Here is a 26,273-nt window from a genome sequence, read left to right on the forward strand (position 1 = left end):
CAGATAAAGGAAGAAGACGTGTCTTTTAAAAAATTAGTGCTGATTTTTGGTTTCACCAGTAGTTCACTGTTATCCCATTCTGTCATGGCGGGAATGGATATTAACGTACATGGTATTATTGCTCCGAATGCCTGCACAGCAAATATTGTCGGAGGTGATGGACTTGATTGGGGTATTATGCAACATGAAAACCTCAAACAGACTTCGCTTAATAATTTCCAGGCAAAACAGGTGACATTGCAGGTCAGTTGCCCATCTAATCAGAGCGTTGCTTTTTGGGCGACCGATCCTAATGAAAATAGCGCGATGGTTGGTGAGAACACTGACGGCAGAACTGGCCACGCCGATGCCAGCCGTATTTTTGGTCTGGGCATGGATCCGGTAACCGGAAATAAACTGGGTAACTTTACTCTCAACCCGGTTTCATCGACAGTGGATGGTGTCACTAACAGTACATCATTTGGCTATCAGAATGGTGGCGCGCACAATGGCACCTCATTTAGTAAAGTATTAAATGCAAACTGGAGTTATAAAAAAACAGAGGACTGGACGCCCTGGGACGAAACAAAAAATACGCCTTCAGCAGGAAAATCCTTCTCATGGGTATTTGACGTCGAGCCTCAACTTAACCGTGGGGATATGATCACTAACGCGCAACAAGTTGACTGGCAGGGAACTGCGCAGGTAAACGTGCGTTACTTCTGATTTAATACTTAAAGCCTGCCCCACCAGGCGTTATTGTCGCAGCCAGTCTGGACACCGACAGCGCGCAGAAACCGGAACGTACACTGAGTACGTAAGGATTTCGAGCACTGGCCGGGATCAAAATGGCAAGTAAATAGCCCTGATGGGCCAGGATCTTAGAGTTGCAGCAGGCATCTCAATATGAGGTGCCTGGTTTTTTATGCGTAAAATATATTCTTTTTTTATTATCTGCTCTCTGCTTTTCGCAATGGCACCCGCGCTCAGTAAGCAGCTAAAGTTTGACCCAAACCTGATATCGGCAAATGGCATCAGTGACATACAGCTTGATAACGCACTCAATCAACACGTATTACCTCAGGGTGATACCCAGGCGGAAATTTACATTAACGATCATTTTATCTCATCGGATAAAATATCATCAGTCAATGGAAAAGTAGTTTATTCAGATCTTTTTAAATCGAAGTCAGGCATAAAAAAAAATCAATGGCGACGCTATAAAAAGACAGCTAACGGAAAATATTACGTTCTCAACCCGGAAGTAAAGGAAGATTTCGACCGCAGCGATAATTCCTTACGTATTCAGATCCCAGTGACATATCTGATTAATCCTGACGGCAAGATGAGAACCAGCGGAGGCACCGGTGCGTTTATTAACTATAACACCTATGCATATCGGTTCTCCGGTTCTTCTGATGCACTTGAAAGCACCAATACAGAATATGAAGCTGGATTAAATATGAACAATACAATTTTACGATCCCACGGTTCTTACAGCTCATTTCGCAGCCGTGGCATTAATACGTCTGTAAACAGAGTACGTGATGGCTATATCGAGCGTAACGTTGCCAGCGTGAAAATTCGCGCTGGCCGAACCATGGTCAGTGATGGTGGATTTGGCACCGGTTATATTGATGGTGCCGTAATATCCTCTGCTGAGGGAAACGCCACGGCATTTGTTAATTTCACTTACGACACCGCGGAAGTTCTGCTGGTTGAATTCTGGCAGAACAATCTGTTGCTGTATAAACAGATGATTCAGAAAGGACATGCTGAACTGCGCAATATCCCGGTCTCCGGTTTTACTGGCGATGTCATGGTATTAATTAAACGAAACGGTCAGATAGTGGATTCGCGGGTGATTTCCCGTGGACAAATTACCACGGTACGCGAGGGAGTGACTGGCTATTATGCTTTCGCCGGGCGGACAGCGACGGCAAGACGCAGCCTGGTCAGCGGTGCTGGTTTCAGCAAATACTTCAGCAAAAATATCAGCCCATCCGTTGCCCTCGTTTCGGCGTCAAAATACCGGGGGATCACGGTTAATAACACAACGTTAAACGGCAATTTCCGCTCTGCAAGCTGGCTGAGCGCCGTGCAGAATGAAAAAAATCAGAAGGGCCTGAGCCTGAATGTCACGGCCAGTTATAAAAATACCAGCCTCACTTACACACGCAACAGTCGTCATTTCAGCTACATCGATCAGGCGCTGATGGGCAGCTACAGCGCACAACAAAGCAGTATCGGCCTGAGCCAGACGCTGCAATTGCCAAAAGGGATAACGGGCAGTCTTTCACTGACACACTATCGTTTTTATGACGCCCCCAGTCAGGATTCACTGTCAGCGAGTATGAGTATACCGGTGGCTAAAGCCTCATTGGGTATGGGGGTTTCCTGGATGTCCCTCGCGCCCGGACATGCCCGGACAGACAAACTAAGCGTTAATCTGACCCTCAGCGTTCCGCTCAGCCTCAGAAACCGCAGCGTCAACTGGCGAAGCCAGTACTACAGATATGGTGAAAGAGCACGTCTTTCCAATTCAGTAAGCGCTTCGGTTACCGACAATTACAGGCTTACTGCCAGTCAGATGCGCACGTCAGGATCGGGACGTTCAGAGACATACACGCTGGATAATGCCGTCACGACACCCTACACAACTGCGGATATTTCCCTGTCTCAGGGCAATGAGGCGGGCGAGTCATCGCGGACGACAGCGGCTTATTTATCCGGTGCAGTAGCAATAAGTAAGGAAGGGGTTGTCTTTTCGCCAGGCCGCATTGGCGATACATGGGCGGTGGTTAATACTGGCGTTCATCATTTTCTCAATGTCAGCTCACTGCAAAGCAGCTCGGTGACTAATCATGATGGTAAAGCCATTATCAGTCCTGTGGCAGAGCAGAGAGGCGACTTTATACGGGTAAATCCTGAAGGGCTGCCATCAGGGGTTATCATTAAAAACAACGTCAGAGAATTTTCTGCCGCTCACGGTTCGGTATCATATTTTAATTTTGACGCATCAAAAAATAGTTCATTGCTGATGAAGTGGAATCAAATGCCTGGCTGGGTCAATCAGAGCGATCTCTTTTACAATAAGAAAGGAAAATTAATTGCCCGATTTATTGATAAACAAATTCTTCTGATTAATGAAGAAGATATTAAATTTCTGCAAGGAGAGGGAATGTCCTCCCCCGGCAGAACAGACACCACGTGTAAAATTTCAACCAAAAACATTCACAAAAAGGAGGACATAATTAATGTCAACTTTATCTGTAGTCACGCGTAATATTGTCATTTTTATTTTTATCGCATCGGGTCTGATAAACTTCGCCAGTGCAGAAATATTGCCTTCCTCTTCAGCCGTGCTGATTAAGTCAGGAAGTCAGGAATCTACAATTGACATAAAAAACAATGGTAACAAAAGCGTTCTTCTTTACAGTAAAATCAGTCGACTACCCGATGATAATCTGGCGGGAGGCACGCTTTATACCGAACCACAGGCCATTGTGATGGCACCAGGAGATACTCAGACCATCCGGGTTATTTATCGCACAAACACCCCTGATGCCGTTGAGCACATCGCCAGGGTTATTTTTACCGGCCTGCCACCGCAGGACGAGGTCAGCGAGGGAAAGGTAAAAATCCTCGTAGGACAGGATCTTCCGGTAGTGATCAATGTTCGGAAGGACCTGAAACAAAAAGATGTGTGGGAGCAGATAAAATATCGTACAGAGACGAATCGTTTGTGCATGTATAATCCCACGGCTAAGGTTTTCCGCTTTTCACCCAATTTAAAAACTGATGAAAAAAATATTCAGATTACCTTCAGAAAACCTTATGTACTACCCGGAGAAGAATTGTGTGCTGAGACGACGCATTCACTCGCGCATGGAATGCATCTGAATATAACCAGCGTGAGTGATTATAATTATCTGTTAAAAACCAATAAGGTCATCCTGTGATTTTTAACGCCTGAAAATTTTTCTCCGGCCATCGTCAACATCACCCTCCGCCAAACGGGTTGCATCATGCAGACCGCTGGCGGGGCAATAAGTCAGGGTGGCCTGACAAAAGCTCACCCGCCGTTAGCTCTTTTTGCTGGTTTATCAGCATATAACGACAGATCCTGTGCCAGCGTTCGGGCAGTAATTTCCCTGTTTGCCGTCGTATTGCTGGTACTGCTGTGGTTGGGTCGCTCCTTTACCAGATGCAGATTACGCTCGGGGGATTTCAGTAGCGTGTGTCCTAACCGGTGAGGCGTGACAAAAAATCCACATTCGTTTGACAGCCGTCTGAAAAAAGAACGTAGCGGTTGCAGCGAAGGGATAGCGGCAAGTTTTTCACGATCACAGGGCATGGTAACAAAACGCTCGTAGTGAAACAGCCTGTCGCTGAGGGTTGCACCGCTGGCCTGCGCCCTGTCGATCAGCACCTTCAGCTGTGGCCGCAGATGACTGACAATTGGGAATGTCCTCTCACGACATGTTTTACTGCCCTGTATGCTGAGTTCAATCGCACCTTCATTAATGCGAATATCCTTCAGGCGAATATGCAGAAGCTGATTCTGACGCATTCCGGTGAAGCGCAGCGTGTCGAGCACAATCCTCCAGTACCAGACCGGATACAGCGCGCAATTAGGGAGATCGCCCGCAGCGCGTTTTTCCGCATCTTCAAACTGTTGCATGACAAGTGCAACGCGCGTCATCTGAGTGTCTGACAACGTTTCCCTGATTTTCTCTGGCGATTTGACAGCCGTGCTGTTGAAAGGATTATCTTCAGAATCAATTAATTGCTGCCTGATCCAGAAATTGTACAATGCGCGCAGATAAGCAACTTTGTTATTCCATGTCTGTAAAGAAGCACCCTGCTCCTCCAGCTCATGGTGTCGCCATGCCAGAACATCACATCGGGTTATATCCTGAGGCCCGCAAATCAGTCCCGCATATTTTCTGAAATTATCAACAACCTTCACGTAGCTTAATTCAGTCTGCTCTTTCAGTTGCTTATGGAGAAAATATTTTTCCATAAGCAACTGCCAGCAACCATCAGCATTATCTCCGTTCATTCAGATTCCTTCCTTAATTTAAAATACAGCCTGATTTAACAAACGCCCGGGAAGATTCCTCAGGCGATAACATTGGCGGGCCTGCACGGCAATATCGCTGACCAATAACGACGCAACGCCGTAATCATGTATCTGTGTCCAACGATGTTTTTATACGGCGGAAAATTTAGCGTCATCTTGCATTACTCATCAGAGCTTCAGGCTGATACGTCGAAGATAAAGGCAATGGAAAACGTCATTTTTCCTGATGCATTCAGGAAACCTGTCCCAAAACAGTAACGCGGTGAGTTGCTTACGCGTTGGCAAGTGAAAAGAAACCTGTGGTTAATTCCACCTGTAAAATTTCCCTGATGCTGGCAAATGAGCTGCTCTGGCAATAAGCGTTAAAATTCTACGAAGCACGGCTCTCTGACCGGCTTTCTATTCTTCAGAAAAATCCTGACGCCTTGAGAAGTCAGGTAATATCGGCGCATTGATGTTTATTGCATAACAAATAATCTGTTGGTAAGCCTGACCATTAATTTTTTTGTTGTCAGATGGCCCTGCTCAATCTCAGATTTGCCTGGTATTGCCAAACATTCCCGTAAAACGACGCCAAAACTGTAATTTAACTAATGCATAAGAGTCAACGAAAAAGTATACAAAAAAGCTACAAAAACGTTAACTTATTTCATAAATAATTGTTTTTAAACACCTTGCAAGAGTTGTAAAAAGAAACAAATCGCTTCTGCATATGTAAGCAACCCGGCGTTAAACTGGCCTGAAAATGAAATTTATGATATTTTTCGCATATGTTAAATTTGTGAACCACGAATGATGAAGACCTCAGGCATAAAAAGAAAAAGCAATATAATTAATAACATAGAGTATCTCATCAGAAAAACCGGCGAGAACAAGACTTCACTGGCACTCCATTCTGGTGTGACCAGAACCACGCTCTATAAGATCCTTGAAGGGAAAGTGAACAATGTTCAGAATTCCACTATCACCAGAATCGCAGATTTTTTCGGCGTTCAGTGCGATGTGATTGAACATTATGACATTGAAGAACTGGACAAAGTGGACAGTACCTTGTCAGTGGTGGGTAATCGTAATCCCGCCGCAGTCCCGATGATCCCTCAGTCACAATTGCTGCCCAGCATGGACATGCGCATAGGTCAGTTAGTGACACAATATCCGGTGACCTGGGCTTTTGAGGACGGTGCTAACTTAATAGCATTAGTTGTTGAGCAGGAAATACAAAAAACTTTTTTCCCTGGTGATATTCTCATCTTAAAACGCTACAGCACGCTTCAGGATAAACAGCCTTGCCTTTTTTATAATCCAGGCAAGGGTTTATATATCAGAGAACCTCATCACGCCAGACAGGAAATAGCTTTTTCCAGTGTTAACGACAAGTTAATTGGCACAATTATAGAAGAACGACTTCCTGAAAACATTACTGAGTAATAAATCATGGAAAAAAACAAGAAATACAAGCTACTTGGATTCAGCAGAATGACAGAATCGATAAAGGCTAATATTATGGTGCTGTCTACAGGTAAACACATCTCTCTGCCAATACAGGAACTGGAGAGTAGCGACATTTCAGAAGATCTTAACCGACACGAAATTAAAGAAATGTACAGAAGGCTATACGGGAAAAGTGATTTAGTCACAGCATACGATATGAAGGATCGCCAGGACAGATCATGGTTCGCCTATCAGTTAATCAGTCTCAGCCTGACGGTGATCTATATATTCTGCACCATAACGGGTATCAAACCCGTAAACATTGGATTTCTCGATATTGTTGCGCCACCTGCCATATTTCTGTATCCATTGACTTTTATTCTTGTTGACATACTGAACGAATTTTATGGACTGCGACTTGCGCGTCGGGCCATTTTTATATCTTTATTTACCAATATCCTGTTTGTCTGCGGCTTACTGGTTACTTCAGCACTACCCGGCATCAGTGAATGGGGCCTTGGAAGGGCCTATACTGAAATCGTTGACAGTATTGCAGCAGTATTGATTGCCTCTTCTCTGGCCTACGTCATTTCAGAAAATGCCAACTCCTGGTTGCTGTGCAAAATCAAAGAGATGACCAATTCGCGCTGGCTTTTCATCCGGGTTTTGACCAGTTCCGTTGTAGCTATAGCGCTGGACAGCGTTATATTTTGCACCCTGGCCTTTTATAACACATTGAGTTTTGACATTATAAAAACCATTATTCTTTCTCAGTTTTTCATTAAGATGACCTATGCCGTAATTGGTGTTTTCCCTATTTACGGCACTCGCTACCTTTTCAGAAAATATATCAACAAAAACATTTAAGGAATTTGATATGAATCCCGAAAATATTACTTTACTGGGAACAAAAACAGAATATATACAACATTATACACCCAGTATACTGGAGGCTATTCCTCGCAGCCTTAACCGGGAAGAAATTGGCATTAAAGACAATGCCCCTCTCCCTTTTTCAGGCACTGACCTCTGGACGGCATGGGAAATATCCTGGCTTAATGACAAAGGTAAACCGGTTGTTGCTATTGGCGAGTTTTTTATCCCGGCCAGCAGTCCCGATCTGATAGAGTCAAAATCATTTAAACTTTATCTTAACAGTTTTAATCAGAGCCGGTTCCCGGATGCTGAGCATGTTTCGGCGTTGATGAAAAAAGATCTTTCTGACGTTGCGGGTGCCCCGGTAGAATTAAAACTCTATACAGACATCAACAGTTATAATAATCACATAACGAACTTACCCGGTGAGTCGCTGGACGGCCTGGATATTGCCATTGAAAATTACGAATTCGATGCTTCTTTATTAAAAGGAAGCACCTCACCTTCTGGTGAAATAGTATCTGAAACGCTGCATTCAGACCTGCTGAAATCTAACTGTCTGGTGACTAATCAACCTGACTGGGGAAGTGTCATTATTCGTTATGAAGGTAGCAAAATAGACCGGGAAAAACTGCTGCGTTACATTATCTCGTTCAGAAATCACAATGAATTTCATGAGCAGTGCGTTGAGCGTATCTACAGCGACATAATGCTGTATTGTCAGCCCGCTAAGCTTACCGTATTTGCCCGCTACACTCGTCGTGGCGGATTAGATATTAATCCTTTCAGAAGTAACTGTGAACAGAACCTGCTGTCAGCCCGCTTAGTGCGTCAGTAAAAAATAATGCCGCTGATTTTCAGTCAGTGGCATTTTTATATTTAATGAAGGTTAAAAATGGCAACCCCGATGGGCCTGGCTTTTATTGCAAGAGTAGCTATGACGGATTGCGTATGTGCTGATTAAGGAAATCAAAAATGACATTCTCATCCATTGAAGAAGTAAGAAAGCGTATCGACCAGATCGACAGCCGACTGGTTGAAACCATCGCTGAGCGAGCCGAATGTGTTAAAGCCGCCGCCGCTTTTAAAACTGACCATACAGCAGTTCGTGCGCCTGACCGGGTCGAGCAGGTGATTAATAAGGTCCGTGGTAAAGCCACTGAAGCAGGCGTGCCGGAAATCATTATTGAAAAAGTCTGGCGGGCGATGATCGATGCATTTATCGAGTATGAGCTTGAGCAGCACGACAGATTGAAACAGTAAATACTGGCAGTCTGCTTTAGCAACTCAGTTGGGTACAGCGGAAACAGGGCCATCAGGAAATCTCTTGTGGCCCTGTGGTTGCAGACGTTACCTGCGAAAAATTAACCTGACAGGAAATGTAATAACGCCTTAAATCTGACGCAGATATTTATCCCGCTCAGGCGTCAGGCTCTCAGAGACGAAAGATTTCCACCATACCTCGCAGAGAATGTGCCTGTTCGGAGAGGGACTGAGAGGCAGAGGATGACTCCTCAACCAGCGCCGCATTATTCTGCGTGACGCCGTCCATCTGACTGACCGCCACGCTGACCTGCGAGATCCCCTGCATCTGCTCACTGGAGGCCAGCGCGATTTCATCCATTGCGCCCGCCAGCTCCCCTACCATTCTGGTGATTTTAATAATGCTGGCCCCGGTGCCGCTGGCGACGGCAACGCCAGTTTCAACCTGCATCACCGCTTCCTCTATCAATGTCTTGATATCTTTAGCCGCCACGGCGCTGCGCTGGGCAAGGGTACGCACTTCACCCGCCACCACGGCAAAGCCACGTCCTCCTTCCCCGGCGCGGGCAGCCTCGACCGCAGCATTCAGTGCCAGAATGTTAGTCTGAAAAGCGATGCTCTCAATAACGCTGGTGATGTCACGAATTTTTGCGGCACTGCCTGAAATGCTGTTCATCGTCACCGTCATTCTTTCAACATCACTCTCGCCGCTGTGAGCAAGTGTCGCGGTGCTGCGGGCTGAATCCGCCGTCTGGCGGGCACCGCTGGTATTATTGCGCACCGTGGCGGTCAGCTGCTCCATGCTGGCTGCGGTTTCCTGTAATGCAGCTGCCTGCTGTTCAGTACGCGAAGAGAGTTCGGTATTGCCCCGCGCGATTTCATCGGCGGCCAGCGCAACAGAAGCGGCGGTATCTTTGATTTGCGCCACCAGCTGGCGCAGACGGTTCTGCATGACATCGAGCGAGGCCAGCAGACTGGTGGTGTCACCCTTTTTCAGTGATACGGCGGTGGCCAGATTACCTTCAGCAATAGCTGCGGCAAGATGCTGCGCCTGGGACGGCTCCCCTCCTAACTGGCGCATTAATATGCGGATAGTGAACAAACAGGTCCCGGCAGCAACCAGGATGGAGATGACCACCAATACGGTAAGCTCCAGCGTCGTTCTGCTGGTTTTCACACTATTTTCAGCCACGGTATCCTGGCTGAGCTTTTTTTCGACCCCGGTCAGTTCGTTCAACGCATCAAGCAGCGCAAACTGCGCGGGGCGAGCCGTGACCATCAGATAAGACGTTGCCTGCGCCATCTGATTATCCATACCCAGCTTTCCTGCGGTCATCAGCGTGCTCATCGCCGCATCTTCTGCTGACAGAACGCGATCAAGGGCATGTTTACCCTGAGGAGAGACGTTTTCGGACATACTCGCCACCAGCTGCTGGCGCATTTGTTCATAAGACAGCTTCTGAGCCTGAAGCCGGTCCCACTCCTTTTTCATCTGCACCGGATCGGAGAGAAGAACCAGATTCCTCACCGCGATAGCCATATCTCTGACGCTGCTTCGCATATCCAGCACCAGCGTGAAACGCTTCATCTTGACGTTGACAGCATCATCCATTCCATCCCTTGCCTGATGAAGGGCATGAAGAGCGATCCCGGCGCATAAAGCAAACAGCAAAATAAGCAGGCCAAAGCCTGCCGTAAGACGGGTAGATATTTTCATTTTTGAAGGCCTTTGTGATAGTAAGCAGAAGTAATATCGGCAGCAAAAAGGCACATCAGAGACACAGCGCCAGCTGTTTTTTTGTAAAACAGAATTTAAAGCGACAAAACGGTGTTGTATCAGTCTGTTAGAAATTGTGTAACCTCAGGTAACGGTGTCAGGCGACGAAAGATGAGGTTAACCGAATAACGTGCGAAAAAGCTACACAGAGCAAGGAAGAGGTCCTGAATGAAATCGAACATATCATTATGGTGCTGCACCTGCATAAATCAGCGGATTAAGCTGACTTATTCCCTTTACACAATGCTTATTACCTTAAATCGGTGTTTATCCGGACCACCCTTCATCACCCCGTAAACTGTTAACAAAGGCTCAAGTTTCCACTGGACGTTCCGATAATGATATTGCCTTTTTTTTACTCACCAAAGGGAGTGTCAAATGAGTAGCATCAGTACAACGGGCATGGCTCAGAGTGATGTTTTTAGCAAGCCAGTCAATACCGCCACATCTCTCGTTCTTTCTGAAGAAAAAATCAGCCAGATCAAGGCGGGAGAAACTCCAGCAATCCAACTGAGTCAGGAAGCAACAGAAAAAAGTCAGCAAGCGCTGTTGCAGTCGAGAAACAGCATTATCGCCCTGACAAAAAGCCAGACCAATGCCGTCACCAACGATGTCGACACCTTCTTCTCAGGGATGCTGACCCACTCAACAGCGTCGTCAGCCGATATGGGCGGGCTTATTTCTGAAGCGCTTCAGACCCCCGGCGGTTCAGGCAACTCCACGACCAATTCAATGGATCTGTCGCTTACCCAGGCAAAGCTGAACTATCTGGTTGAGAAATTTGTTCCTGCTGAATATCAGGCTGCAACCCGGTCTGAAATCAACAATTACGTCACCAGCAAAGCGACCGGGCAGGATGAAATATTAAAAGATATGACCAGCAGATCGCTGGCCATCGCACAGCAGTATGGCGATCAGGAGGGGGTGAAAAACTTCAGTCAGCAGCTGGATTTACTCAGCTCAGGCCAGCATGAAACCCAGACTGAACGCAGCGCTATGCTGTCACTGACCAACAGCACCTCCGACAGTTCATCATGGTTTTCAGGTTTGCATCAGATGGTAAATGAGAACGACGATGCGGATTTTTTTAAAAGCATCGAATCCTCCCACATTACTCAGCTCCAGCAGCAGTGGGAAAAATTTACCAGTATGGTGAACAGCTTTTCTTCATGACGGTTGAAAATGGCAGGCTTCCTGTCACCGGGTTAGTGCTTTTCAGTGGCGACATAACCCGGCAGCCGAAGCCTGAAATGAACTTGCAATAATATTTCCAGCTTCGCCGTGCTGAAACCGCTGATGCCCGAACGGGCGAAATCAGGCCTGACGGTTAGTTACGTGACTTTGCACTCAGCACATCCTGATCCAGATCGGGCAACATCACCACCCCTTCCGGGTCGCAGGCATCGGTTCTGGCAATCACCACCGTCGCGCTGGCGTCTGTGGCATTGTAAGGAAGATGAGGAAGGTCAGCAGGGATATATAAAAAACTCCCTTCCGGCACCTCCAGATCATGCTCCAGCTGTTCACCAAAGCGCACGCCGGTGGTGCCGCTGATGGCATAGATGGCGGTTTCATGGTGTTCATGTTTATGCGCCTTGCCCTGTGAACGGGCGGGGATAGTGGCAAGTTGCATATGGATGCCGACGGCACCGGTCGTCTGGCGGGACACGCCCGGCTGATAAAACAGCGCCTGTGGCCCGACGGAACCCGGTTGCGGTGTGACAAGACGACATGCGTTTTTTGTTTCTGGCATGATCCTTCTCCTTTTTATCTGATGTTTACCAGCTGACCGGCAACGCGCTGACACCACGCAGGTTTGCCCGCTGGTTGCGGCAAATGCCCTCTTTTATCAGCCGCATTTCCGGCAGGCGGGTCAGCAACACCTCCAGCGCAACCTCCATCTCGGCCAGCGCCAGCCGGTATCCCATACAGTGATGAATACCGCCGCCAAAAGAGAGGCAGCGCCCTTCCCGACGGCGGATGTTCAGCCTGTCCGGCATCGGGAACACCTCCGAATCATGGTTGGCGGCTCCCAGGCTGAGAAAAAGGCTGGTTCCACGGGGTATCAGCTGGCCTGCCAGCTCAATATCCTCATGCGCCGAGCGATAGAGCATCTGCACAGAGCTGTCGTAGCGCAGGCATTCCGTAATGGCGGCCGGTATCAGTGTGTGGTCCTGCTTCAGCTGTTCCAACTGCTCAGGGTTGTCGTGCAGGGCCATCACCGTGTTGCACAGCATGTTTGAGGTGGTTTCATGCCCGGCAATAAACAGCAAAATAACGTTGGCAATAATTTCATCGTCATCCAGCCTGTCGCCGTCGTCTCCGCTGCGCAGGAAAAGCGAGACCAGGTCACTGGCGGTGCTGCCACGCCGGGAAATAATCAGCGTGCTGAAATAGTCTTCCAGGGCGGTGAACGCATCTTCGGCCTTCAGCAGGTCTTGCTGAGTGATCTGCGGGTCGAAGAGTCTGACCAGCGCAGATGCCGCGCCACCCAGTCTGGCCGCATCTGACTCCGGAACGTCCAGCATCCGGCAGATAATGCGCACCGGAAGCGGGAATGCAAACGCCTGAGCGAGGTCGCACGCGCGGCGATCGATGAAGGAATCGACCAGTTCATTTGCCACCGTCAGGGCCATCTCCCTCAGCGGCTGAATCTCTTTGGTGCTGAAGGACTTCATCACCAGTCCCCTCAGTCGGGTATGTTCCGGCGGGTTGAGAACAAGAAACATTTTGCTCATGCCGCGAAATACCGGACGTGCAGCCGCTTCTTCGCCAAAACGCAGCCGGACGCTGGCCATGTAGTTTTTACCTGCCCGCCGATCGTTCAGCAGAGCATCCACCACGGCGTGGCTGCCGCTGATGATGATGTTTTCTCCACTGCGGATCAGCGGCCCCTGTTGATGGAGCTTGCTGTACAGCGGAAAAGGATTTTCACAATAGTCCGGGTTCATCAGTTCACTGAGCTGCATACCTTATCTCCGGATAATGCGTGCCTGCGGGAGGGTTGCCATATAGAAAGTGCTTCGATCATTTTTAACAAAATTCGTTACCGTTATGTTATTCCGTCACTGTACCCCTGTTGAATAAGCAGCGAACAGTAGCGAAATATCAGCCAGTCTCACTAATAAAGAATGGAATTAACTTACACAAAAAAAATAACATAGTGTGATTATTTTGTTTTCAGAATGTAAATTTTGATGTCGTAAACAGGTAGCAGATTAAGAAGACCTCTGGCTGAAAACAGCTGCAAAACTCAACGCTGGCTATGAGCATCAGGAATACCTTCCAGCCCTTTCCGACAGGTGATACATCATTTTCTTTAAAGCTTTCTCTTTTACAGCCGTTACTTATAGCTGCAAGTGATTTGCATGCAATGAATGCCTCCATCAGCTATCAGACTGAGGGCGGTAGCATGTTGCTGATTTAACTTTTTACAGAGGAATGTATGGCAATACATCACTATAAATCTAAAGCCGCCCACCTGGCGGTAATGGCAGAGCTGGCATGGCGTGAATACAATGTGGCTATGCCGGAAATTGATATTGGTGACGATATATTCGCAGTGAAAGATTCGTCCGGGAATATGTGGAGATTGCAGGTAAAATACAGCCAGGCAAAAAAATTAAAGAAAGGATACTCTGGAACCTTTGGCGTGAGGCATGACCAGCTGGTAAAACCAACCTCTCCGGAACTTTACTATGTTTTTGTTATAAAAAAAGAGTGTGGAAACTGGTTTTATTTAATCCTTCCCCGACAGGCACTGGAAACTCATTTCACAAGCAATAAATTCGGCCATGTCTTCTTTAATAAAAGTCTGAAAAAAGAAGTCATCAATTTCCATGTATTTTTCAATGATAATGGAGAAGTCAGTTACAGTACGGGGTCGAAGAAGAAATTTTTAACCGATTATCTGAATAACTGGGGAAAAATACCAGCGATTTAACCTTCACAAAACAGAATATAATTACCTGCTAACCGAGCGGGAATGCGGGTAACAGCGAGTTTTATGATGGAAGAGTTAAATGCAAGTACTGTATTTTTCCTTCTCGCCTTATCCTTTGCAATTAAATAAATTTCTCAACACAAACCAGACCAATGGAATAAAAATTAATATGAACAGGTTAGTCATTACAGGTGTATTGTCTTTAGCATTTTTGACCGGCTGCGCAGGGAAAAACAATGCACACAAAGTGCAGGCCGCCAGTGGCAGTTCGCTGGACGTCTCCAGTACTTTTGTATCCACAGATATGAACAATAATCACTACCCGGATATAAAACTTCGCGTGGTATCACCTGTCACCACCGGTGCTATGGTGGGGCTGTCAGTAATGACAGCGGTTCTGGGCGGAGGGATCGGGAGTGCTACATTTGACAAGAACCAGTATAAGGGCACGTCAGTAGACACGATGCCGGAGCCGACATCCGGCTATTTTTCACCGCGAGCGGAAGTAAAAATTAAGCACTGGCTGGACAAAAATGGTAATGGATATGTCTGGACCCAACCTTTGTATATTGCGGCCGCGCAATGGTCACTGATTTATACCGATATGTCGGCCAGTAACAGCAACTATGATTTAACCTGGCGGGTGGTATTTTACAAACGTCCGGAAGGCGGAAATATACTGAGTGCATATATAATATCAGAGTGTTCGCCTACCCACGTCACCGCGCCGTTAAATGACTGGAAGGCCAACAATTACGCCAGAGTGACGCTGGAAACGCAAAAGATGATGGATGCCTGCCTTCTTGAGCTGGAAAATCAGTTGCCACGATTGTTAAAGAAATAACGCCGGTCGCTGCCTGCCCTGATGATATGGGCAGGCAGGATAGCGGCTGGTGCTACATCATGAGGCCCTGCTGCCACGGCTTAACAGCTGAAGAGCGTCTCACTCATTGACCTTTCGCTGGCTCCCTGGTATCAGGGGGTTGCTCCGGGATACAGCCCTTTTAGTTCCGCAAGGCGACTGGCATCACGTTCAGTAAAGTCAGCATCACCAAATATCTGGTTTCCCTGGGGATCATCTATACGAATAACTGTAACCGTAAAGACGGCATCTGCCGGTACCTCAACATTGCCCCAGTCAGACAAGGGACTGGGCGCGAGACGCCAGTCAGCTTTCTCTCCCGGCTCCAGACCACCAGGAATTTGATAGCTGAAGGTGTCTGTGTACCAGGGCACCTGACGACCCGGGCTGGAAATTACGCCACGGAAATCGGCGCGGGAAACGGATTCAGACGTGCCATTCTCTACGCTCAGCGCAATAACAGGCTGGATGTTGCCATATTTTTTTTCTCAAAATAAAAACGCGAGCGTGTGACCGCGAAAGCCTCAAGCTTTTTCAGGTTTTCCTGTGCATTAGCCTGTTTTTGTTCAAGTTCTGCGATTTCCTGGAGGGCCTGAGCCTTTTCTTTTTCAGCCCGTTCCTTGCGGATCATCTCAGCGTAGTTGATGACTTCCTGGCCGGTTTTCCCTGAAAGATCGCTTTTCATTTGCGCTTCAACACCCGCAGTGTTGTTCGTCATCCCTGCCTGCACGGGGTCTTTAACGTTCAGGTGGTTGAAAGCTACCACCTTAAGTGCGTCATCATAAGATGCGCGCTGTTCTTCAGGCAGTGATGCTCTGACCTTTTGAACAGAGGACTTCATGCTCTCATCACTGGACGTATCAATTTTTGGCTGGTCACAGCCACTGAGCACCAATGTCACTGCCAGCGCGACCCAAACTCTTCTCATAACCATCCTTTACCCGTAACACTGCGACAGGACGAATCCTAAATGCCACCAGAAACATTTGGAAGCACTTTGCGATAACAAGATAAGAGAAAGTTTCAAAAAATTAACGCGGCCCAATGACTCTGGCTGTGCCGGATGCGCTTAGCTGACTGCGAACAGCCAGCCATAACGACAGAGTAGTTAATCATTATGCTGAACCCGTGATCTGCCTGCCGTTCAGTAACAGACGGGGATATTTGAAATGCGCCCCCGGTGGGCAATAGTTTCGCACTTCGCTCATAGCTGGTCTGATGAAGTTGCTGAGCGTGTGCTTTGTGCCAGCAGCGCCCCCTTTCAACATAACCATGACTCAATGGGGGCCACGCATAATCATTCAATCAGCAGGCCAGTTCAGCGGAAAAACGTCGCCAGCGCCTCAGCCAGTGCCTGCGGTTGTTCATCCGGAATGAAATGGCCGCAATGTTGCAGGGTAATTCCCGTGACATTATCAGCAAACTGCCTCAACGGCGTGGCCATATCGGGGATGGAACCTTGCTCCGCGCTGATGGCCAGCAGTGGAAGTGTCATTTTATGATGCTCGCTCAGAGTCCGGTTCTGTGCAGCTGATATCGTTACCTCACGGTATGGCGCCAGGCCGGCACGCAATGCGCCGTTCTGCCTTAACAAACGGTTATATTCCGACATATCGCCATCGCTGAAAGCCATTGGACTGGCTGTCTTGCGTCGCAGGAACCATTCAAGGTAGATCTCTTCACGTCCGGTGATTAATGCTTCAGGAAGATCGGGTAATAAATGAAAAGCGAAGTGCCATGTTTTCCATGCTTTATCAGGTGTGACTGGCAGGGCATCAGGCAGGGTTATGCCTGGAATTCCCGCATCAAGCAGGGCCAGCTTGATCACCTGTTGGTTGTAGAGCATGGCGTAGGGCCAGGCAACCCAGGCTCCAACGTCGTGAGCAGAAAGGTAATAACGCTCAATCGCAAGCTTTTGCATCAGGCCCCGCACCTTCCCGGCAAGCGCCTGCGTATCATAGCCGAATTGCGGTTTGTCGGAATCGCCCTGTCCAGGCAGATCCGGTGCGATAATCTGATAGCGGTCGGCCAACAGTACCATTACCTGACGCCAGGCGTACCAGCTTTGAGGGAAGCCAGCCAACAGTAATACAACTTCGCCCTGTGGATTGCCCCCTCTTACATAGTGCAAACGAACACCCTCTATTGTTTCGTAGTGATGTGAAAACCCTGGCATCCCTGTGACAGGCTGTGACCAGCATTGGACAGTTGTATTGTCAATCATTCATAACTCCGGTTAATTAGAAAATGACCATTTCCTTATCAGAGAAAATTTTAATCGAGCATGTGCAGTACTGTCGAAATCACAAACTCGCCCGCGGCAATATCCTTTATTTTTCCTGCCACACGCATTCCCAGCACCAGACATACCAGTAGGTCACTCAGCGCTTCAGCATCATGTTGCGGGTTAACAGAGCCGTCCTTCTGCCCCTTTTCAATCAGCTGCTGAATAGTTTGCTGATTACGCTGAAGCGCAACCTGTGCCAGTTCTGAAAGCCTGGCATCAGACTGCTGTAATTCGATGGCGCTGCCGACGACCAGGCAGCCACGCCGCCCTTCAACAGCACTGGCAGATTCAAGATAAAATCGAAACAGCTCAGCGATCCCTGACCGACCATCAGGCTGTTGCGCCAGCCGCTGTCGCAGCGACTTATTACGCCGCGACGTATAACGCTCAAATGCCTGTAAAAAAAGGTTACGCTTGTCATGAAAAGCTTTGTAGATGCTCCCGGAGGTGAGTTGCATGCCTTTGCTCAGATCACTAATCGAAGCGTTGTAATAACCTTTTTCACGGAACACGAGGATGGCAAGGTCAAGCGCCTCATCCACGTCAAACTGCCGGGGGCGACCGCGTTCACGAACTTTCTGAGACCACTCTGTCATCATCTGCACCATGATTTAGGAATCGATCGATTCCTAAATCATGGCAGATAATTCAACAGAATAAAAGCGAGCGGATATATCAGTTTTCCCGCTTTAATTTTCGCTCTTCGCTCAATGCGGAAATGGTGCTTACCAGGCCTGTCCCTTACGTGCCAGAAACTGACATTGCTAACGGAACGGTGAGTTAAAATATGGGGAGCATATCAGTAATGGTAAATGACTCGCTTAATATTCGTTTAAAGTTTTCCCGGCCTGAGTCGATTAAATAAAAATAAACAAAGACGAAAGGTGATGCGCATGTATGGAAAGCTGGTCATTACAGGAGTAGTGATTACGTTGTTGAGTGGATGTACTGCGGGGTTCAGACCTGCGCTGGAAGACTATAAAGGTTCAGATGCAGCCCGGATTCGTGTTGCATCCGATGGCAACACGGCTCTTCAATTTTACGAAAAACAGGTAAGTGGTTGTTATAAAAAAATTCTGGAGCGCAGGGTTACTGCCAGTCTGGCTATTCTCGGTATTCCTGTCACAGGAAATAAAAAAATTGGAATGCCAGTGTCATCTGACAACAAGGGCGTTTTCATAAATGAATTTACTATCAAGCCAGGGCAACTGGTGACGGTTATTCATTACTGGACTCAATCTGGGTACTATCAAAATACAGAACACTCTGCCTCCGAAAGATTCATTCCTCAGCCAAATCATGATTACGATATCGTCGTTACTGGCTCAAGATTTTCCGGAGATAGCGTATCGGTAAAAGATCTGGATTCAAACGCTAAGATAGTGGATTGGGAAGGCAACTACTGTCCCTCTGGCATGTTCGATTAATTGCAAGATACACGTCAGGTCACTGTCTGAAGGGCAATAATCGGGTTTAAGCTCACCCAGGAGTGGGCTTTTTCATGGCGGATATGTCTCTCGGTGAAGTGGAAAAAAGACCAGATGCTTTAATTTAGCGGCACACAGCAGAGGAAAGTAGCTCGCAACCCGTTATCTGTTTGATTTTTATCGTCAGTAACCTCGAACTCCAGCATGAACGCTGAAAACCTAAGTCGACGGGAGAGCGTTCAATAAGTCGCTTCAGCAGAGCGTATATCTGCTCTAAAGTCCAGCGTTATCCGCGTCATGCTGAAATGGATTCAAGACCTTCGGCACCGTAAAGTGTAAACCGGTTAATCCAGCGTCCAACGTAAGAACGGGCGCAGCACAGCGATAAGCCTGCGGGCATGTTTCTTATCGGGGGTTTAGTGGATAGTGTTCTGCATCAGGCGTCATTCACTACGTGATATTGGATCTATGATCGGCATCGCTCAGTCCCATTGGTGACAGGATTGGTGTGGCGATTGATCAGATCGCACAATTCGGGCTGAGTTCCCTCGAAGGGATCTACTATTCGGAACAGCCATTTAGACAGAGGCTAAAACTATTACCAGCTGTTAGCGTTAAAAATTAGATTAGTATAATTTTATCCTGGAGGACTCTCGTTTCTTCAAGGGTTGGAAAAATAACAGGTAAGGTAAGCACATGACAACAATCATTACAGGCATAGCGGTTGCTTTCTTTGTGGCCATCATGGCCAGACAGCTTAAAATATCGGAATTTCGACAGATCTGGATTAATGAGATCCGAAAGGAAATATCGGAGTATATAACTAAGGCTGATGAATGGTCGGAAACATATTTAGATTATAACCTTGAATCAGCACAGGAAAAAAAAGCACAGGGATATCTGAAATTAAATACTCTAAAGTACGAAGCTTTTCGATTATACCGAAGTATTGAGATTCGGTTCAAGCTTGACGATGATGAGGCTAATGAATTGTTGTCGACGCTGATTAATCTCTTAGATCCTAAATTTTCCGAAAGGAGTGCCTGGCGAGAGGAGGCTGATAAGGGAGTCTTACAAACTCGCATGCTACTCAAAAAAGAATGGGAAACAACTAAAAATCCTTTTGGAACCATCGCTGCTTTCAGGTTCTTTGCCTTTCTGCGTAAAGGCGAAAAATGATGTCTTCCAGAATGCCTTTACCAGGGGTTGGCCTGGAAAAGGGGAAATATTCTACGTTAAGCCTGTTTCGTAAGCAGGCATAATTGTCTGCTGTGTGCCGGGGGCGGACATTTTCACCTGAGATCCTCTATGAAAGTGAAGTAAGTCCACATTTGCACTTCACGATTATTTTTCCCTGGATGGAAAGTCGTGCAAATCGTATTCATAGAATAGCATTGAATTATCTACAATAGTATTTTTCTTAGTTAATAACCTCATTGCAATTAATTTTTTTTCAATAGATTCGATATCAGCATTTATCTTAAAAAGATTATTCCCATTAATATATTCCAGAACACATTCAACTTTCTCGTTATAAGTAAGCCCCCTCAGAAAATTTTGTGAGGAGCCATTCTTCGTGGTTTCAGAATATATGGTCCTTAATTGAGTATACTTTGAAAAAATTTCAGGAATATTTGAACAATCTAACGATTCCGCAGCCAGAATCGCATCAATCGATTGAGGGTTTTGGCAGGCCATTTTTTTATTGCCGAAGATATTGAAGTATCTTTTTTACCACTTTTAGAACCAACACTTTCAAACTCAAGTTTGTTAAGCGCATCCGCAGCTAATGCATTTGAATATAATTCAATATGATCATCAATGAAGGCTTGAGAGCAAGGAGTTGCACTAACTGGATACCACATGCCATTTCGTTTTCTTGAAGGTACTCCCATTTTCATTCTGAGACATTGTGCAGCAACCAGTTTGTAATGTTGGGCAGTGGCCAGATTTTGCGTTCCATTCTTTTTAAGTTGAGCAAACGAGTTATCAGTGAAGTTGCCAGTGATTTTATCACTCAGGAATTGATTGAGTGCCTGAAAATGTGTAATTGATGCTATCTGATTATACTTTAATATTTTAAGTCCTGGGCTGTCAGTGTCTGCGCTGCGGCCTTTTAAGATTGGCGCAATAAGCCAACTATCAGAAAATTGAACTAACTTTTCTATAATTTTATCCAGATATTTTACTACTTTACGGATGCTTATGGGTTGATGGTAGAGAATGTTGGCATATAACTCTGACAGATAGCCACCATATTCCTCACTGAATGCAAAATCTGTGCGTGGATAATAAACTCGCAGATCTGTAGACCATACGCAGCCTGTCTTCGAAAGCTGCCGAATGTAGCTGGGGCTTGCTTTATGCATATGTGCGAGAAGATATATGCATCTGAGCATGTCATTATGATAAGGTTTGTCATCATCGTTCTCCCCAGTCTGCTTAAGATACTTTTTACGCCAGTCTTTATCATCCTCATTTTTTTTCACAGTACCCAAAATGATGTTGAGGTGGGACTTAAGTGCAGAGTCGTTAAAATTTTTCCAGAAATCTGATCCCTCCATACCATCATCCAGGTACGCCAACTCGGTCCGAAGTTCCTTGAGTGAAAGTTTCCTGACTGAAGTTGGGTACTTTAGATAGTCGAAATCAGACAGACCATCAAAAAATGACGGGGGCTTAGTTCCCAGCTCAACTTCATAAGGAAGCTGATATATCTCGCCATTTTTCAATGGATTATAGTTACCTGAATGCCGACGGCGAAGTGTGTCTTTATCGGTGATTGCAAGCTTTTCATCGCTAACAGATTTCATAATGTTCTCGCTTATTAATTTTTTCCGCTTTTTTGGAAGTTCATCTAACGTAGTATCTGGGGTAGAGCAACAAATTAATTAACCACTACATTATTGGTTGCTCTTTTACATATAACTGACTTAGTAAAGAGATGAAAATATGACCAACATTGTACAGCGAAACTTGCATCGAAGCCTGGCGAAGTCACTCATTTCTGTTGAGGAGGAAACCGGCGTTTCTCATGATAAATTGGTAAGGATATTGAACGAGGAGTTTGGCTATGTTGATAAAGATGACCAAATCGCTGTGTCAAATCTCGAAAATCAAATGGCATTGGATGTTGCTGCGGAAAAACATGCTGCAAAGCACAAAGTCATATTAAACGAGTTAGCCGTTGCGCGTACTGCAATTAAACGCAAAATGGGCACTCTTGCAGACAATGTTCAAGTGAATGACTCTGAGGCTAAGATGCCCTAAGAAGGTGGCTACCGATTGCCGGTTTGGGTTAATACATGCGCTGTCAGCGCATGTATTAACATTTTCCTTGTGGGAATCTACGCTTCGGAGAGTATTTATTATGCTGGGACTACTGGAATACTTGTCCAAAACAAACGTCGGATCTTCGCTCTTGAGGAACAGCCATAATCAAATCTCCCGCACCATCGGAGGTTTGATTATGAACACGTTACCCTGGTACAAAAATCGTATCATCGGCTAAAAAACCCGCTTCAGATATCTCAAATCTGGGACATGCGCATCAGACTTGAGCCGGAAGGTAAAACGCGCGATTTGGCTCCGTTAATCATGGCGTTGGGCAGTAAGCTTCGGGGCTGCGATCTGGTTAAGTTTTAAGTATCGGATGTTGAATATAGCGGTTCTGCTTCAAGCAGAGCAACTGTGCTACAACAAAAGACCATCAGCCCTGTCCAGTTTGAGTTAATTAAAAGGGCAAGAGAAGCAGTTGAAGCATTAATTAAGCTGGGCAATTTGCACAGTAAAGACTACTTGTTGCAATCACGGGTCTGCTCTTGCCAACACGTATCAACTCGGCACCAGAATCGAATTTTTCATGGGTGGATAGCAAAACCTGGTCTTGAAGATTTGCTTTACAGCACGCATTCCATGAGAAGAACAAAACCTTACCTGATATATAAGAAAACCAAGAATCTTCGGGTGATCCAACTTCTGTTGGCCATAAGAAACTGGACAGCACAGTCCGTTATCTGGGCATTGAAGTCGATGATGCGTCAGAGATCTCTGAATCGATTGGAGTCTAAGGTTGTCAGGGCTGCAACAGCAGTCCTGTGCCAGAAACGGAAATTAGCAGCAGGTAAACACGTAAGTGCTACTTTTCGTAACAGACCAGTACGTACCAGTCGGATACAGACACCAAATAATATTGAGCTGTTTTGGTCTTATGCAAAACGGCCCTCAAGGCTCTTTGGTGCTTCACTTCGGTGCCTCACTGACGTTATGCGATCGTCCGGACAGGTAAAAAAAGCTTCTGGCCAGGGTGCGTGCGTTGAACTGAAATAATGACATTCCCAGCTCAAGAAGCCTTCAAAAATGATTTGTGAACTTTTTATGACAGTTGCCGATAGTAATGATACCGCGACCAAACTGCGGCAGTTCTAATCAGCACTTCCTTTTTACTCGGAAGCTTCTCTGCGTCAGCAATGCGTATCACTGCTGATGCCTCACAGGATGGGTTCACTATGGGCAATATCAGAATCGGAGTTAGGCTTGGTGCCGCCTTTGGCTTTATGGCGCTGCTCGTTATTTTTATGGTGTTGATTGGAATCGTTAAAGCCAACTCTCTCGGCAGTGCAACTAATGAAATATCCGGTGGCCTCTACAGTAAAGCTTCGGCATCTCAGGCGCTGCGTTATTACATTTCAGATATGAGTCGGCTTACCATAAGTGCAATCCTTCTCCAGGACACAGCACTGAAAGAAAAAGCCATTAGTGATTACCGTAGTGAAGAACAGGAAGTCAGAAATCTGATTGCCAGTCTGAAAAAGCAGGTCAACTCACCAACGGGTCTGGAAATATTTTCCCGTCTGCGTGAACGAGCCGATCTTTTTCTGCCTTTCATTGATGAAGTCGCGGTACTTGCACAGCAGGGTAAAAATGATGAAGCCGTACATTTACTTTTCGGTTCACGTCATCAGACACAGGTCGACTTTTTAGATTCGTTAAAGGCGCTTCAGGAGCATCAGGAAGCGCGCATGGTCGGCGCAGCTGAAAAGGCGCGGGAGGACAATTCCGATACCCTGCTCATACTTACGATTGCCGGCGTTATTGCTGTAATGCTTGCTGTTATCTCCGCAGTGATTATCACAAGAAGCATTACCCGTCCGCTGAAGGTAGCAGTTGAAGCGGCAGTACGTGTCTCCCGGGGTGACCTGAGTATTGCCGTTGCTACAAACCGTAAGGATGAAACGGGCATACTGCTGGCCGCTATCCGTGATATGCAGGACTCGTTGGTAAGCACGGTCAGTCAGGTAAGAAGTAATGCGGAAAGCGTGGCTTCCGCCAGTACGCAGATTGCACAGGGAAATGTTGACCTTTCTCAGCGGACAGAAGAGCAGGCCAGTGCGCTTGAACAGACGGCCGCGACCATGACACAACTGGGCATGACCGTGAAAAATAATGCTGAAAATGCACGTCAGGCGGCGCAACTGGCGGTGAATGTGCGCGATGTTGCCAACAAAGGCAGCAGTGCCACTCATGACATAACCGGGACAATGAAATCCATCAGCGAAAGTTCCGGTCGTATCGCTGAAATTACCGCCGTTATAGACGGTATTGCTTTTCAGACCAACATTCTTGCGCTTAATGCCGCTGTTGAAGCGGCCAGGGCAGGCGAGCATGGTCGTGGTTTTGCCGTCGTGGCGAGTGAAGTCAGGTCACTGGCGCAACGCAGTGCAAGTGCTTCCGGCGAAATTCGACAGCTGATTGAGTCAAATGCGAAGAGTGTTGAACAGGGTAACGGACTGGTGGTGCATGCTTCGGAGACGATGGCTGGTATCTTGTCTGCGGTGAGCAAACTCACCGACACGGTTGAGGAAATTACGTCAGCCAGCGCAGAGCAGGCCCGTGGTATTGAGCAGGTCGGTATTGCCGTGACGCAAATGGACAGCACAACACAGCAAAATGCCTCTCTGGTCGAAGAATCAGTATCCGCCGCCGCAAGCCTTAAGGATCAGGCTGAACGCCTTCTCCAGGTTGTCTCGGTGTTCAGACTGGACTCACATGCTGCCCCTGCGATTCCGGTTACGTCCCTTGCTCTGTCTCGTCCCATGGATATGAAAATCAGTTCAGCCGCAGCAGATGGTGGCTGGACCAATTTTTGATTACTGCACCGCGCCACAGCCTGTGGCTGGCGCGGTCTGTCTGATGAAGTTTAAGCCAGCCGCTAATCGCACAGCAGAGACCAACCATCTTCAGTTACAAGCAGAAAAGAAACGTCGAACAGTCAGAAGATTTTTGACAGGATGGACCGGAGATTATCCACCGGACAGGGTGAAGTGCCCTGGAAGTAACTTACTCACGCGGTTGACTGGCCAGTCTGCTTTGTGCCAGGAGCGGACGTAGTCGCAAATGTAACAATCTGAAGGTGTTCTTCATTTAGAATGGCAGATGTAATAACAACAGCTAAGAGCTGAGGGATTAGCCCTGTATAACCTCTCGGTAGAGCAGAAAAACGCCAAGTAGTAGCATAATAATCCCAGATAAACGCCCGATAAAACGGGCCGCGGTTGGTCTTGCACTCAATATCAGACGTGCGCCAATACCAACAAACATATACACCACTGAACAACTCAATGTATGAACCATACCAAGAACAAATAGCTGTACTGAAATACTCCAACTAGCAGTAGCCATTGTGAAGGGTGGGAGGAAGGCAAGGAAGAACATAAAAGCCTTGGGGTTTAACCCACTAACCAGAGCCCCATGTAATGCGACGTTGTATCTACTCTCATTACGAAAAGTATTGTTCTGTGCCTCAGGTTTTGGTGGATTCAATAGCATCCTGCTACCCAACCAGATAAGGTAAAGTGCCCCCGCGATCGTCAGTAGAAGCATCAGTAAAGGTTTCCCTGCAATGAGGATACCTATCCCGGCCGCCACAATGAGTGTCAGCACGACATAGCCTGTTAGAAGCCCAACTACGGCAGAAACTACAAATCTGCCTCGAATTCCCGCACTCATTGCATACGCCCAATCCGCTCCGGGAGTCAGCACGAACATCATAGAAAAAGCCCAGAATGAAAACAGTGCAGGTAACGTCATAACGCACCACCCTGATTCATTCTGCGGTTGGGTATAATTATATTTTTAAATAAACAATCAGTATCAAAGCGGCTAAATAGGTGCGCCTAATACCGCTACACTTTTGCCTGCCCATGTTTCGCCCCGGGGAATGGACTGACGGTTTCCATAAAATGGCTAACCTTCCTCAGCAGTTGCCACATTGTCCGGCACCGATGATTCCGGGTTATTGTGTCGTGCAGTGCCTGCCATAGCCGTTCAACGTGGTTCACCC

At 46.9% G+C, this 26,273-nt stretch carries 24 protein-coding genes and 3 pseudogenes; 15 read left to right on the top strand and 12 right to left on the bottom strand.

Features of this window, described 5'->3' with window-relative positions; translation table 11 throughout:
- Nucleotides 1-18 precede the first annotated feature (18 nt).
- From BG55_RS17680 to BG55_RS17690, 3 genes are all read left to right on the top strand, one after another.
- Nucleotides 19-705, top strand: coding sequence for a DUF1120 domain-containing protein (locus BG55_RS17680; protein WP_034940298.1), 687 nt, complete (start codon nucleotides 19-21; stop codon nucleotides 703-705).
- 247 nt (nucleotides 706-952) lie between these two features.
- Nucleotides 953-3,265 carry a fimbria/pilus outer membrane usher protein gene (locus BG55_RS17685; RefSeq protein ID WP_268745069.1) on the top strand — a complete coding sequence of 771 codons (2,313 nt, stop codon included), beginning with the start codon at nucleotides 953-955 and terminating at the stop codon, nucleotides 3,263-3,265.
- Entirely contained in the window at nucleotides 3,237-3,941 is a 705-nt protein-coding gene (locus BG55_RS17690) for a fimbria/pilus periplasmic chaperone (protein WP_034940302.1), read from the top strand. Before BG55_RS17685 ends, BG55_RS17690 begins: the two co-directional genes overlap by 29 nt.
- A gap of 113 nt (nucleotides 3,942-4,054) precedes the next feature.
- Here BG55_RS17690 and BG55_RS17695 read toward each other — a convergent pair whose 3' ends face one another.
- On the bottom strand, nucleotides 4,055-5,044 hold the full coding sequence (locus BG55_RS17695; protein ID WP_034940303.1) for a tyrosine-type recombinase/integrase: 990 nt from the start codon (nucleotides 5,042-5,044) through the stop codon (nucleotides 4,055-4,057).
- A gap of 813 nt (nucleotides 5,045-5,857) precedes the next feature.
- Here BG55_RS17695 and BG55_RS17700 point away from each other — a divergent pair.
- The 4 genes from BG55_RS17700 (at nucleotide 5,858) to BG55_RS17715 (ending at nucleotide 8,635) form a co-directional block, all read left to right on the top strand.
- A complete protein-coding gene (locus BG55_RS17700; RefSeq protein ID WP_235192788.1) occupies nucleotides 5,858-6,493 on the top strand; it encodes a helix-turn-helix domain-containing protein in 636 nt (211 codons plus the stop codon).
- 6 nt (nucleotides 6,494-6,499) lie between these two features.
- Nucleotides 6,500-7,363, top strand: a complete 864-nt coding sequence (locus BG55_RS17705; RefSeq protein WP_034940306.1) for a queuosine precursor transporter — start codon at nucleotides 6,500-6,502, stop codon at nucleotides 7,361-7,363.
- 10 nt (nucleotides 7,364-7,373) lie between these two features.
- The gene (gene queF / locus BG55_RS17710) at nucleotides 7,374-8,210 is read left to right on the top strand and encodes an NADPH-dependent 7-cyano-7-deazaguanine reductase QueF (protein WP_034940308.1); all 837 of its coding nucleotides are present in this window, start codon (nucleotides 7,374-7,376) and stop codon (nucleotides 8,208-8,210) included.
- Between the two features lie 137 nt (nucleotides 8,211-8,347).
- Nucleotides 8,348-8,635, top strand: a complete 288-nt coding sequence (locus tag BG55_RS17715; protein ID WP_034940309.1) for a chorismate mutase — start codon at nucleotides 8,348-8,350, stop codon at nucleotides 8,633-8,635.
- A 172-nt stretch (nucleotides 8,636-8,807) separates the two neighbouring features.
- Here the strand turns inward: BG55_RS17715 and BG55_RS17720 are convergent, their stop codons facing one another.
- Nucleotides 8,808-10,352 carry a methyl-accepting chemotaxis protein gene (locus BG55_RS17720; RefSeq protein ID WP_034940311.1) on the bottom strand — a complete coding sequence of 515 codons (1,545 nt, stop codon included), beginning with the start codon at nucleotides 10,350-10,352 and terminating at the stop codon, nucleotides 8,808-8,810.
- A 438-nt stretch (nucleotides 10,353-10,790) separates the two neighbouring features.
- On the opposite strand from BG55_RS17720, the gene BG55_RS17725 reads away from it, so the two are divergent.
- The gene (locus BG55_RS17725) at nucleotides 10,791-11,585 is read left to right on the top strand and encodes a hypothetical protein (protein ID WP_052018934.1); all 795 of its coding nucleotides are present in this window, start codon (nucleotides 10,791-10,793) and stop codon (nucleotides 11,583-11,585) included.
- A gap of 154 nt (nucleotides 11,586-11,739) precedes the next feature.
- Here the strand turns inward: BG55_RS17725 and BG55_RS17730 are convergent, their stop codons facing one another.
- Nucleotides 11,740-12,165 (bottom strand): cupin domain-containing protein, encoded by a 426-nt coding sequence (locus tag BG55_RS17730; protein WP_034940313.1) that lies wholly within the window; start codon nucleotides 12,163-12,165, stop codon nucleotides 11,740-11,742.
- Between the two features lie 25 nt (nucleotides 12,166-12,190).
- A complete protein-coding gene (locus BG55_RS17735; protein ID WP_034940315.1) occupies nucleotides 12,191-13,381 on the bottom strand; it encodes a cytochrome P450 in 1,191 nt (396 codons plus the stop codon).
- 476 nt (nucleotides 13,382-13,857) lie between these two features.
- Between BG55_RS17735 and BG55_RS17740 the strand changes: the two genes are divergently transcribed.
- Together BG55_RS17740 and BG55_RS17745 are read left to right on the top strand one after the other, a co-directional pair.
- Entirely contained in the window at nucleotides 13,858-14,355 is a 498-nt protein-coding gene (locus tag BG55_RS17740; protein ID WP_034940317.1) for a hypothetical protein, read from the top strand.
- A gap of 169 nt (nucleotides 14,356-14,524) precedes the next feature.
- Entirely contained in the window at nucleotides 14,525-15,199 is a 675-nt protein-coding gene (locus BG55_RS17745) for a hypothetical protein (RefSeq protein ID WP_152542832.1), read from the top strand.
- A gap of 131 nt (nucleotides 15,200-15,330) precedes the next feature.
- On the opposite strand, the gene BG55_RS23335 is transcribed toward BG55_RS17745, so the two are convergent.
- From BG55_RS23335 to BG55_RS17765, 4 genes are all read right to left on the bottom strand, one after another.
- Complete coding sequence (locus BG55_RS23335) at nucleotides 15,331-15,591, bottom strand: hypothetical protein (protein ID WP_235192789.1); 261 nt, start codon at nucleotides 15,589-15,591, stop codon at nucleotides 15,331-15,333.
- A 74-nt stretch (nucleotides 15,592-15,665) separates the two neighbouring features.
- Complete coding sequence (locus BG55_RS23340; protein WP_235192790.1) at nucleotides 15,666-16,145, bottom strand: DUF6694 family lipoprotein; 480 nt, start codon at nucleotides 16,143-16,145, stop codon at nucleotides 15,666-15,668.
- Nucleotides 16,146-16,535: 390 nt separating this feature from the next.
- Nucleotides 16,536-17,441, bottom strand: coding sequence for an alpha/beta fold hydrolase (locus tag BG55_RS17760; protein WP_034940319.1), 906 nt, complete (start codon nucleotides 17,439-17,441; stop codon nucleotides 16,536-16,538).
- Between the two features lie 50 nt (nucleotides 17,442-17,491).
- A complete protein-coding gene (locus BG55_RS17765; protein WP_034940321.1) occupies nucleotides 17,492-18,100 on the bottom strand; it encodes a TetR/AcrR family transcriptional regulator in 609 nt (202 codons plus the stop codon).
- A 297-nt stretch (nucleotides 18,101-18,397) separates the two neighbouring features.
- On the opposite strand from BG55_RS17765, the gene BG55_RS17770 reads away from it, so the two are divergent.
- A complete protein-coding gene (locus tag BG55_RS17770; protein WP_034940323.1) occupies nucleotides 18,398-18,931 on the top strand; it encodes a hypothetical protein in 534 nt (177 codons plus the stop codon).
- A gap of 127 nt (nucleotides 18,932-19,058) precedes the next feature.
- On the opposite strand, the pseudogene BG55_RS23345 reads toward BG55_RS17770, so the two are convergent.
- A pseudogene (locus tag BG55_RS23345) lies at nucleotides 19,059-19,368 on the bottom strand (IS630 family transposase); the annotation flags it as partial.
- A gap of 259 nt (nucleotides 19,369-19,627) precedes the next feature.
- Here BG55_RS23345 and BG55_RS17775 point away from each other — a divergent pair.
- Entirely contained in the window at nucleotides 19,628-20,110 is a 483-nt protein-coding gene (locus BG55_RS17775; protein ID WP_052018936.1) for a hypothetical protein, read from the top strand.
- A gap of 464 nt (nucleotides 20,111-20,574) precedes the next feature.
- Here the strand turns inward: BG55_RS17775 and BG55_RS17780 are convergent, their stop codons facing one another.
- Complete coding sequence (locus tag BG55_RS17780; RefSeq protein WP_034940324.1) at nucleotides 20,575-21,744, bottom strand: hypothetical protein; 1,170 nt, start codon at nucleotides 21,742-21,744, stop codon at nucleotides 20,575-20,577.
- Between the two features lie 139 nt (nucleotides 21,745-21,883).
- On the opposite strand from BG55_RS17780, the gene BG55_RS17785 reads away from it, so the two are divergent.
- The 3 genes and pseudogenes from BG55_RS17785 to BG55_RS17790 all read left to right on the top strand — a co-directional run bounded on the left by BG55_RS17785 (nucleotide 21,884) and on the right by BG55_RS17790 (nucleotide 25,080).
- Nucleotides 21,884-22,201, top strand: a complete 318-nt coding sequence (locus BG55_RS17785) for a hypothetical protein (protein WP_034940326.1) — start codon at nucleotides 21,884-21,886, stop codon at nucleotides 22,199-22,201.
- A gap of 199 nt (nucleotides 22,202-22,400) precedes the next feature.
- Nucleotides 22,401-23,001 (top strand): annotated as a pseudogene (locus tag BG55_RS22345) (tyrosine-type recombinase/integrase).
- 438 nt (nucleotides 23,002-23,439) lie between these two features.
- The gene (locus tag BG55_RS17790) at nucleotides 23,440-25,080 is read left to right on the top strand and encodes a methyl-accepting chemotaxis protein (protein WP_052018937.1); all 1,641 of its coding nucleotides are present in this window, start codon (nucleotides 23,440-23,442) and stop codon (nucleotides 25,078-25,080) included.
- A gap of 316 nt (nucleotides 25,081-25,396) precedes the next feature.
- Here the strand turns inward: BG55_RS17790 and BG55_RS17795 are convergent, their stop codons facing one another.
- On the bottom strand, nucleotides 25,397-26,020 hold the full coding sequence (locus BG55_RS17795; protein ID WP_034940327.1) for a LysE family translocator: 624 nt from the start codon (nucleotides 26,018-26,020) through the stop codon (nucleotides 25,397-25,399).
- A gap of 95 nt (nucleotides 26,021-26,115) precedes the next feature.
- Nucleotides 26,116-26,273: pseudogene (locus BG55_RS22680) on the bottom strand (IS630 family transposase); the annotation flags it as partial.

Source organism: Erwinia mallotivora, from assembly GCF_000590885.1.
Taxonomy (GTDB): Bacteria; Pseudomonadota; Gammaproteobacteria; order Enterobacterales; family Enterobacteriaceae; genus Erwinia; species Erwinia mallotivora.

Excerpts from the sequence above, each read along its gene's own strand:
- BG55_RS17765 (WP_034940321.1), bottom strand. The coding sequence starts at position 18,100 with ATGACAGAGTGGTCTCAGAAAGTTCGTGAACGCGGTCGCCCCCGGCAG.
- BG55_RS17695 (WP_034940303.1), bottom strand. The coding sequence starts at position 5,044 with ATGAACGGAGATAATGCTGATGGTTGCTGGCAGTTGCTTATGGAAAAA.
- BG55_RS23340 (WP_235192790.1), bottom strand. The coding sequence starts at position 16,145 with ATGAGAAGAGTTTGGGTCGCGCTGGCAGTGACATTGGTGCTCAGTGGC.
- BG55_RS17740 (WP_034940317.1), top strand. The coding sequence starts at position 13,858 with ATGGCAATACATCACTATAAATCTAAAGCCGCCCACCTGGCGGTAATG.
- queF (WP_034940308.1), top strand. The coding sequence starts at position 7,374 with ATGAATCCCGAAAATATTACTTTACTGGGAACAAAAACAGAATATATA.
- BG55_RS17720 (WP_034940311.1), bottom strand. The coding sequence starts at position 10,352 with ATGAAAATATCTACCCGTCTTACGGCAGGCTTTGGCCTGCTTATTTTG.
- BG55_RS17745 (WP_152542832.1), top strand. The coding sequence starts at position 14,525 with ATGAACAGGTTAGTCATTACAGGTGTATTGTCTTTAGCATTTTTGACC.
- BG55_RS17760 (WP_034940319.1), bottom strand. The coding sequence starts at position 17,441 with ATGATTGACAATACAACTGTCCAATGCTGGTCACAGCCTGTCACAGGG.
- BG55_RS17715 (WP_034940309.1), top strand. The coding sequence starts at position 8,348 with ATGACATTCTCATCCATTGAAGAAGTAAGAAAGCGTATCGACCAGATC.
- BG55_RS17790 (WP_052018937.1), top strand. The coding sequence starts at position 23,440 with ATGGGCAATATCAGAATCGGAGTTAGGCTTGGTGCCGCCTTTGGCTTT.
- BG55_RS17775 (WP_052018936.1), top strand. The coding sequence starts at position 19,628 with ATGACAACAATCATTACAGGCATAGCGGTTGCTTTCTTTGTGGCCATC.
- BG55_RS17785 (WP_034940326.1), top strand. The coding sequence starts at position 21,884 with ATGACCAACATTGTACAGCGAAACTTGCATCGAAGCCTGGCGAAGTCA.
- BG55_RS17725 (WP_052018934.1), top strand. The coding sequence starts at position 10,791 with ATGAGTAGCATCAGTACAACGGGCATGGCTCAGAGTGATGTTTTTAGC.
- BG55_RS17735 (WP_034940315.1), bottom strand. The coding sequence starts at position 13,381 with ATGCAGCTCAGTGAACTGATGAACCCGGACTATTGTGAAAATCCTTTT.
- BG55_RS17780 (WP_034940324.1), bottom strand. The coding sequence starts at position 21,744 with ATGAAATCTGTTAGCGATGAAAAGCTTGCAATCACCGATAAAGACACA.
- BG55_RS17705 (WP_034940306.1), top strand. The coding sequence starts at position 6,500 with ATGGAAAAAAACAAGAAATACAAGCTACTTGGATTCAGCAGAATGACA.
- BG55_RS17795 (WP_034940327.1), bottom strand. The coding sequence starts at position 26,020 with ATGACGTTACCTGCACTGTTTTCATTCTGGGCTTTTTCTATGATGTTC.
- BG55_RS17700 (WP_235192788.1), top strand. The coding sequence starts at position 5,858 with ATGATGAAGACCTCAGGCATAAAAAGAAAAAGCAATATAATTAATAAC.
- BG55_RS17770 (WP_034940323.1), top strand. The coding sequence starts at position 18,398 with ATGTATGGAAAGCTGGTCATTACAGGAGTAGTGATTACGTTGTTGAGT.
- BG55_RS17690 (WP_034940302.1), top strand. The coding sequence starts at position 3,237 with ATGTCAACTTTATCTGTAGTCACGCGTAATATTGTCATTTTTATTTTT.
- BG55_RS17730 (WP_034940313.1), bottom strand. The coding sequence starts at position 12,165 with ATGCCAGAAACAAAAAACGCATGTCGTCTTGTCACACCGCAACCGGGT.
- BG55_RS17685 (WP_268745069.1), top strand. The coding sequence starts at position 953 with ATGGCACCCGCGCTCAGTAAGCAGCTAAAGTTTGACCCAAACCTGATA.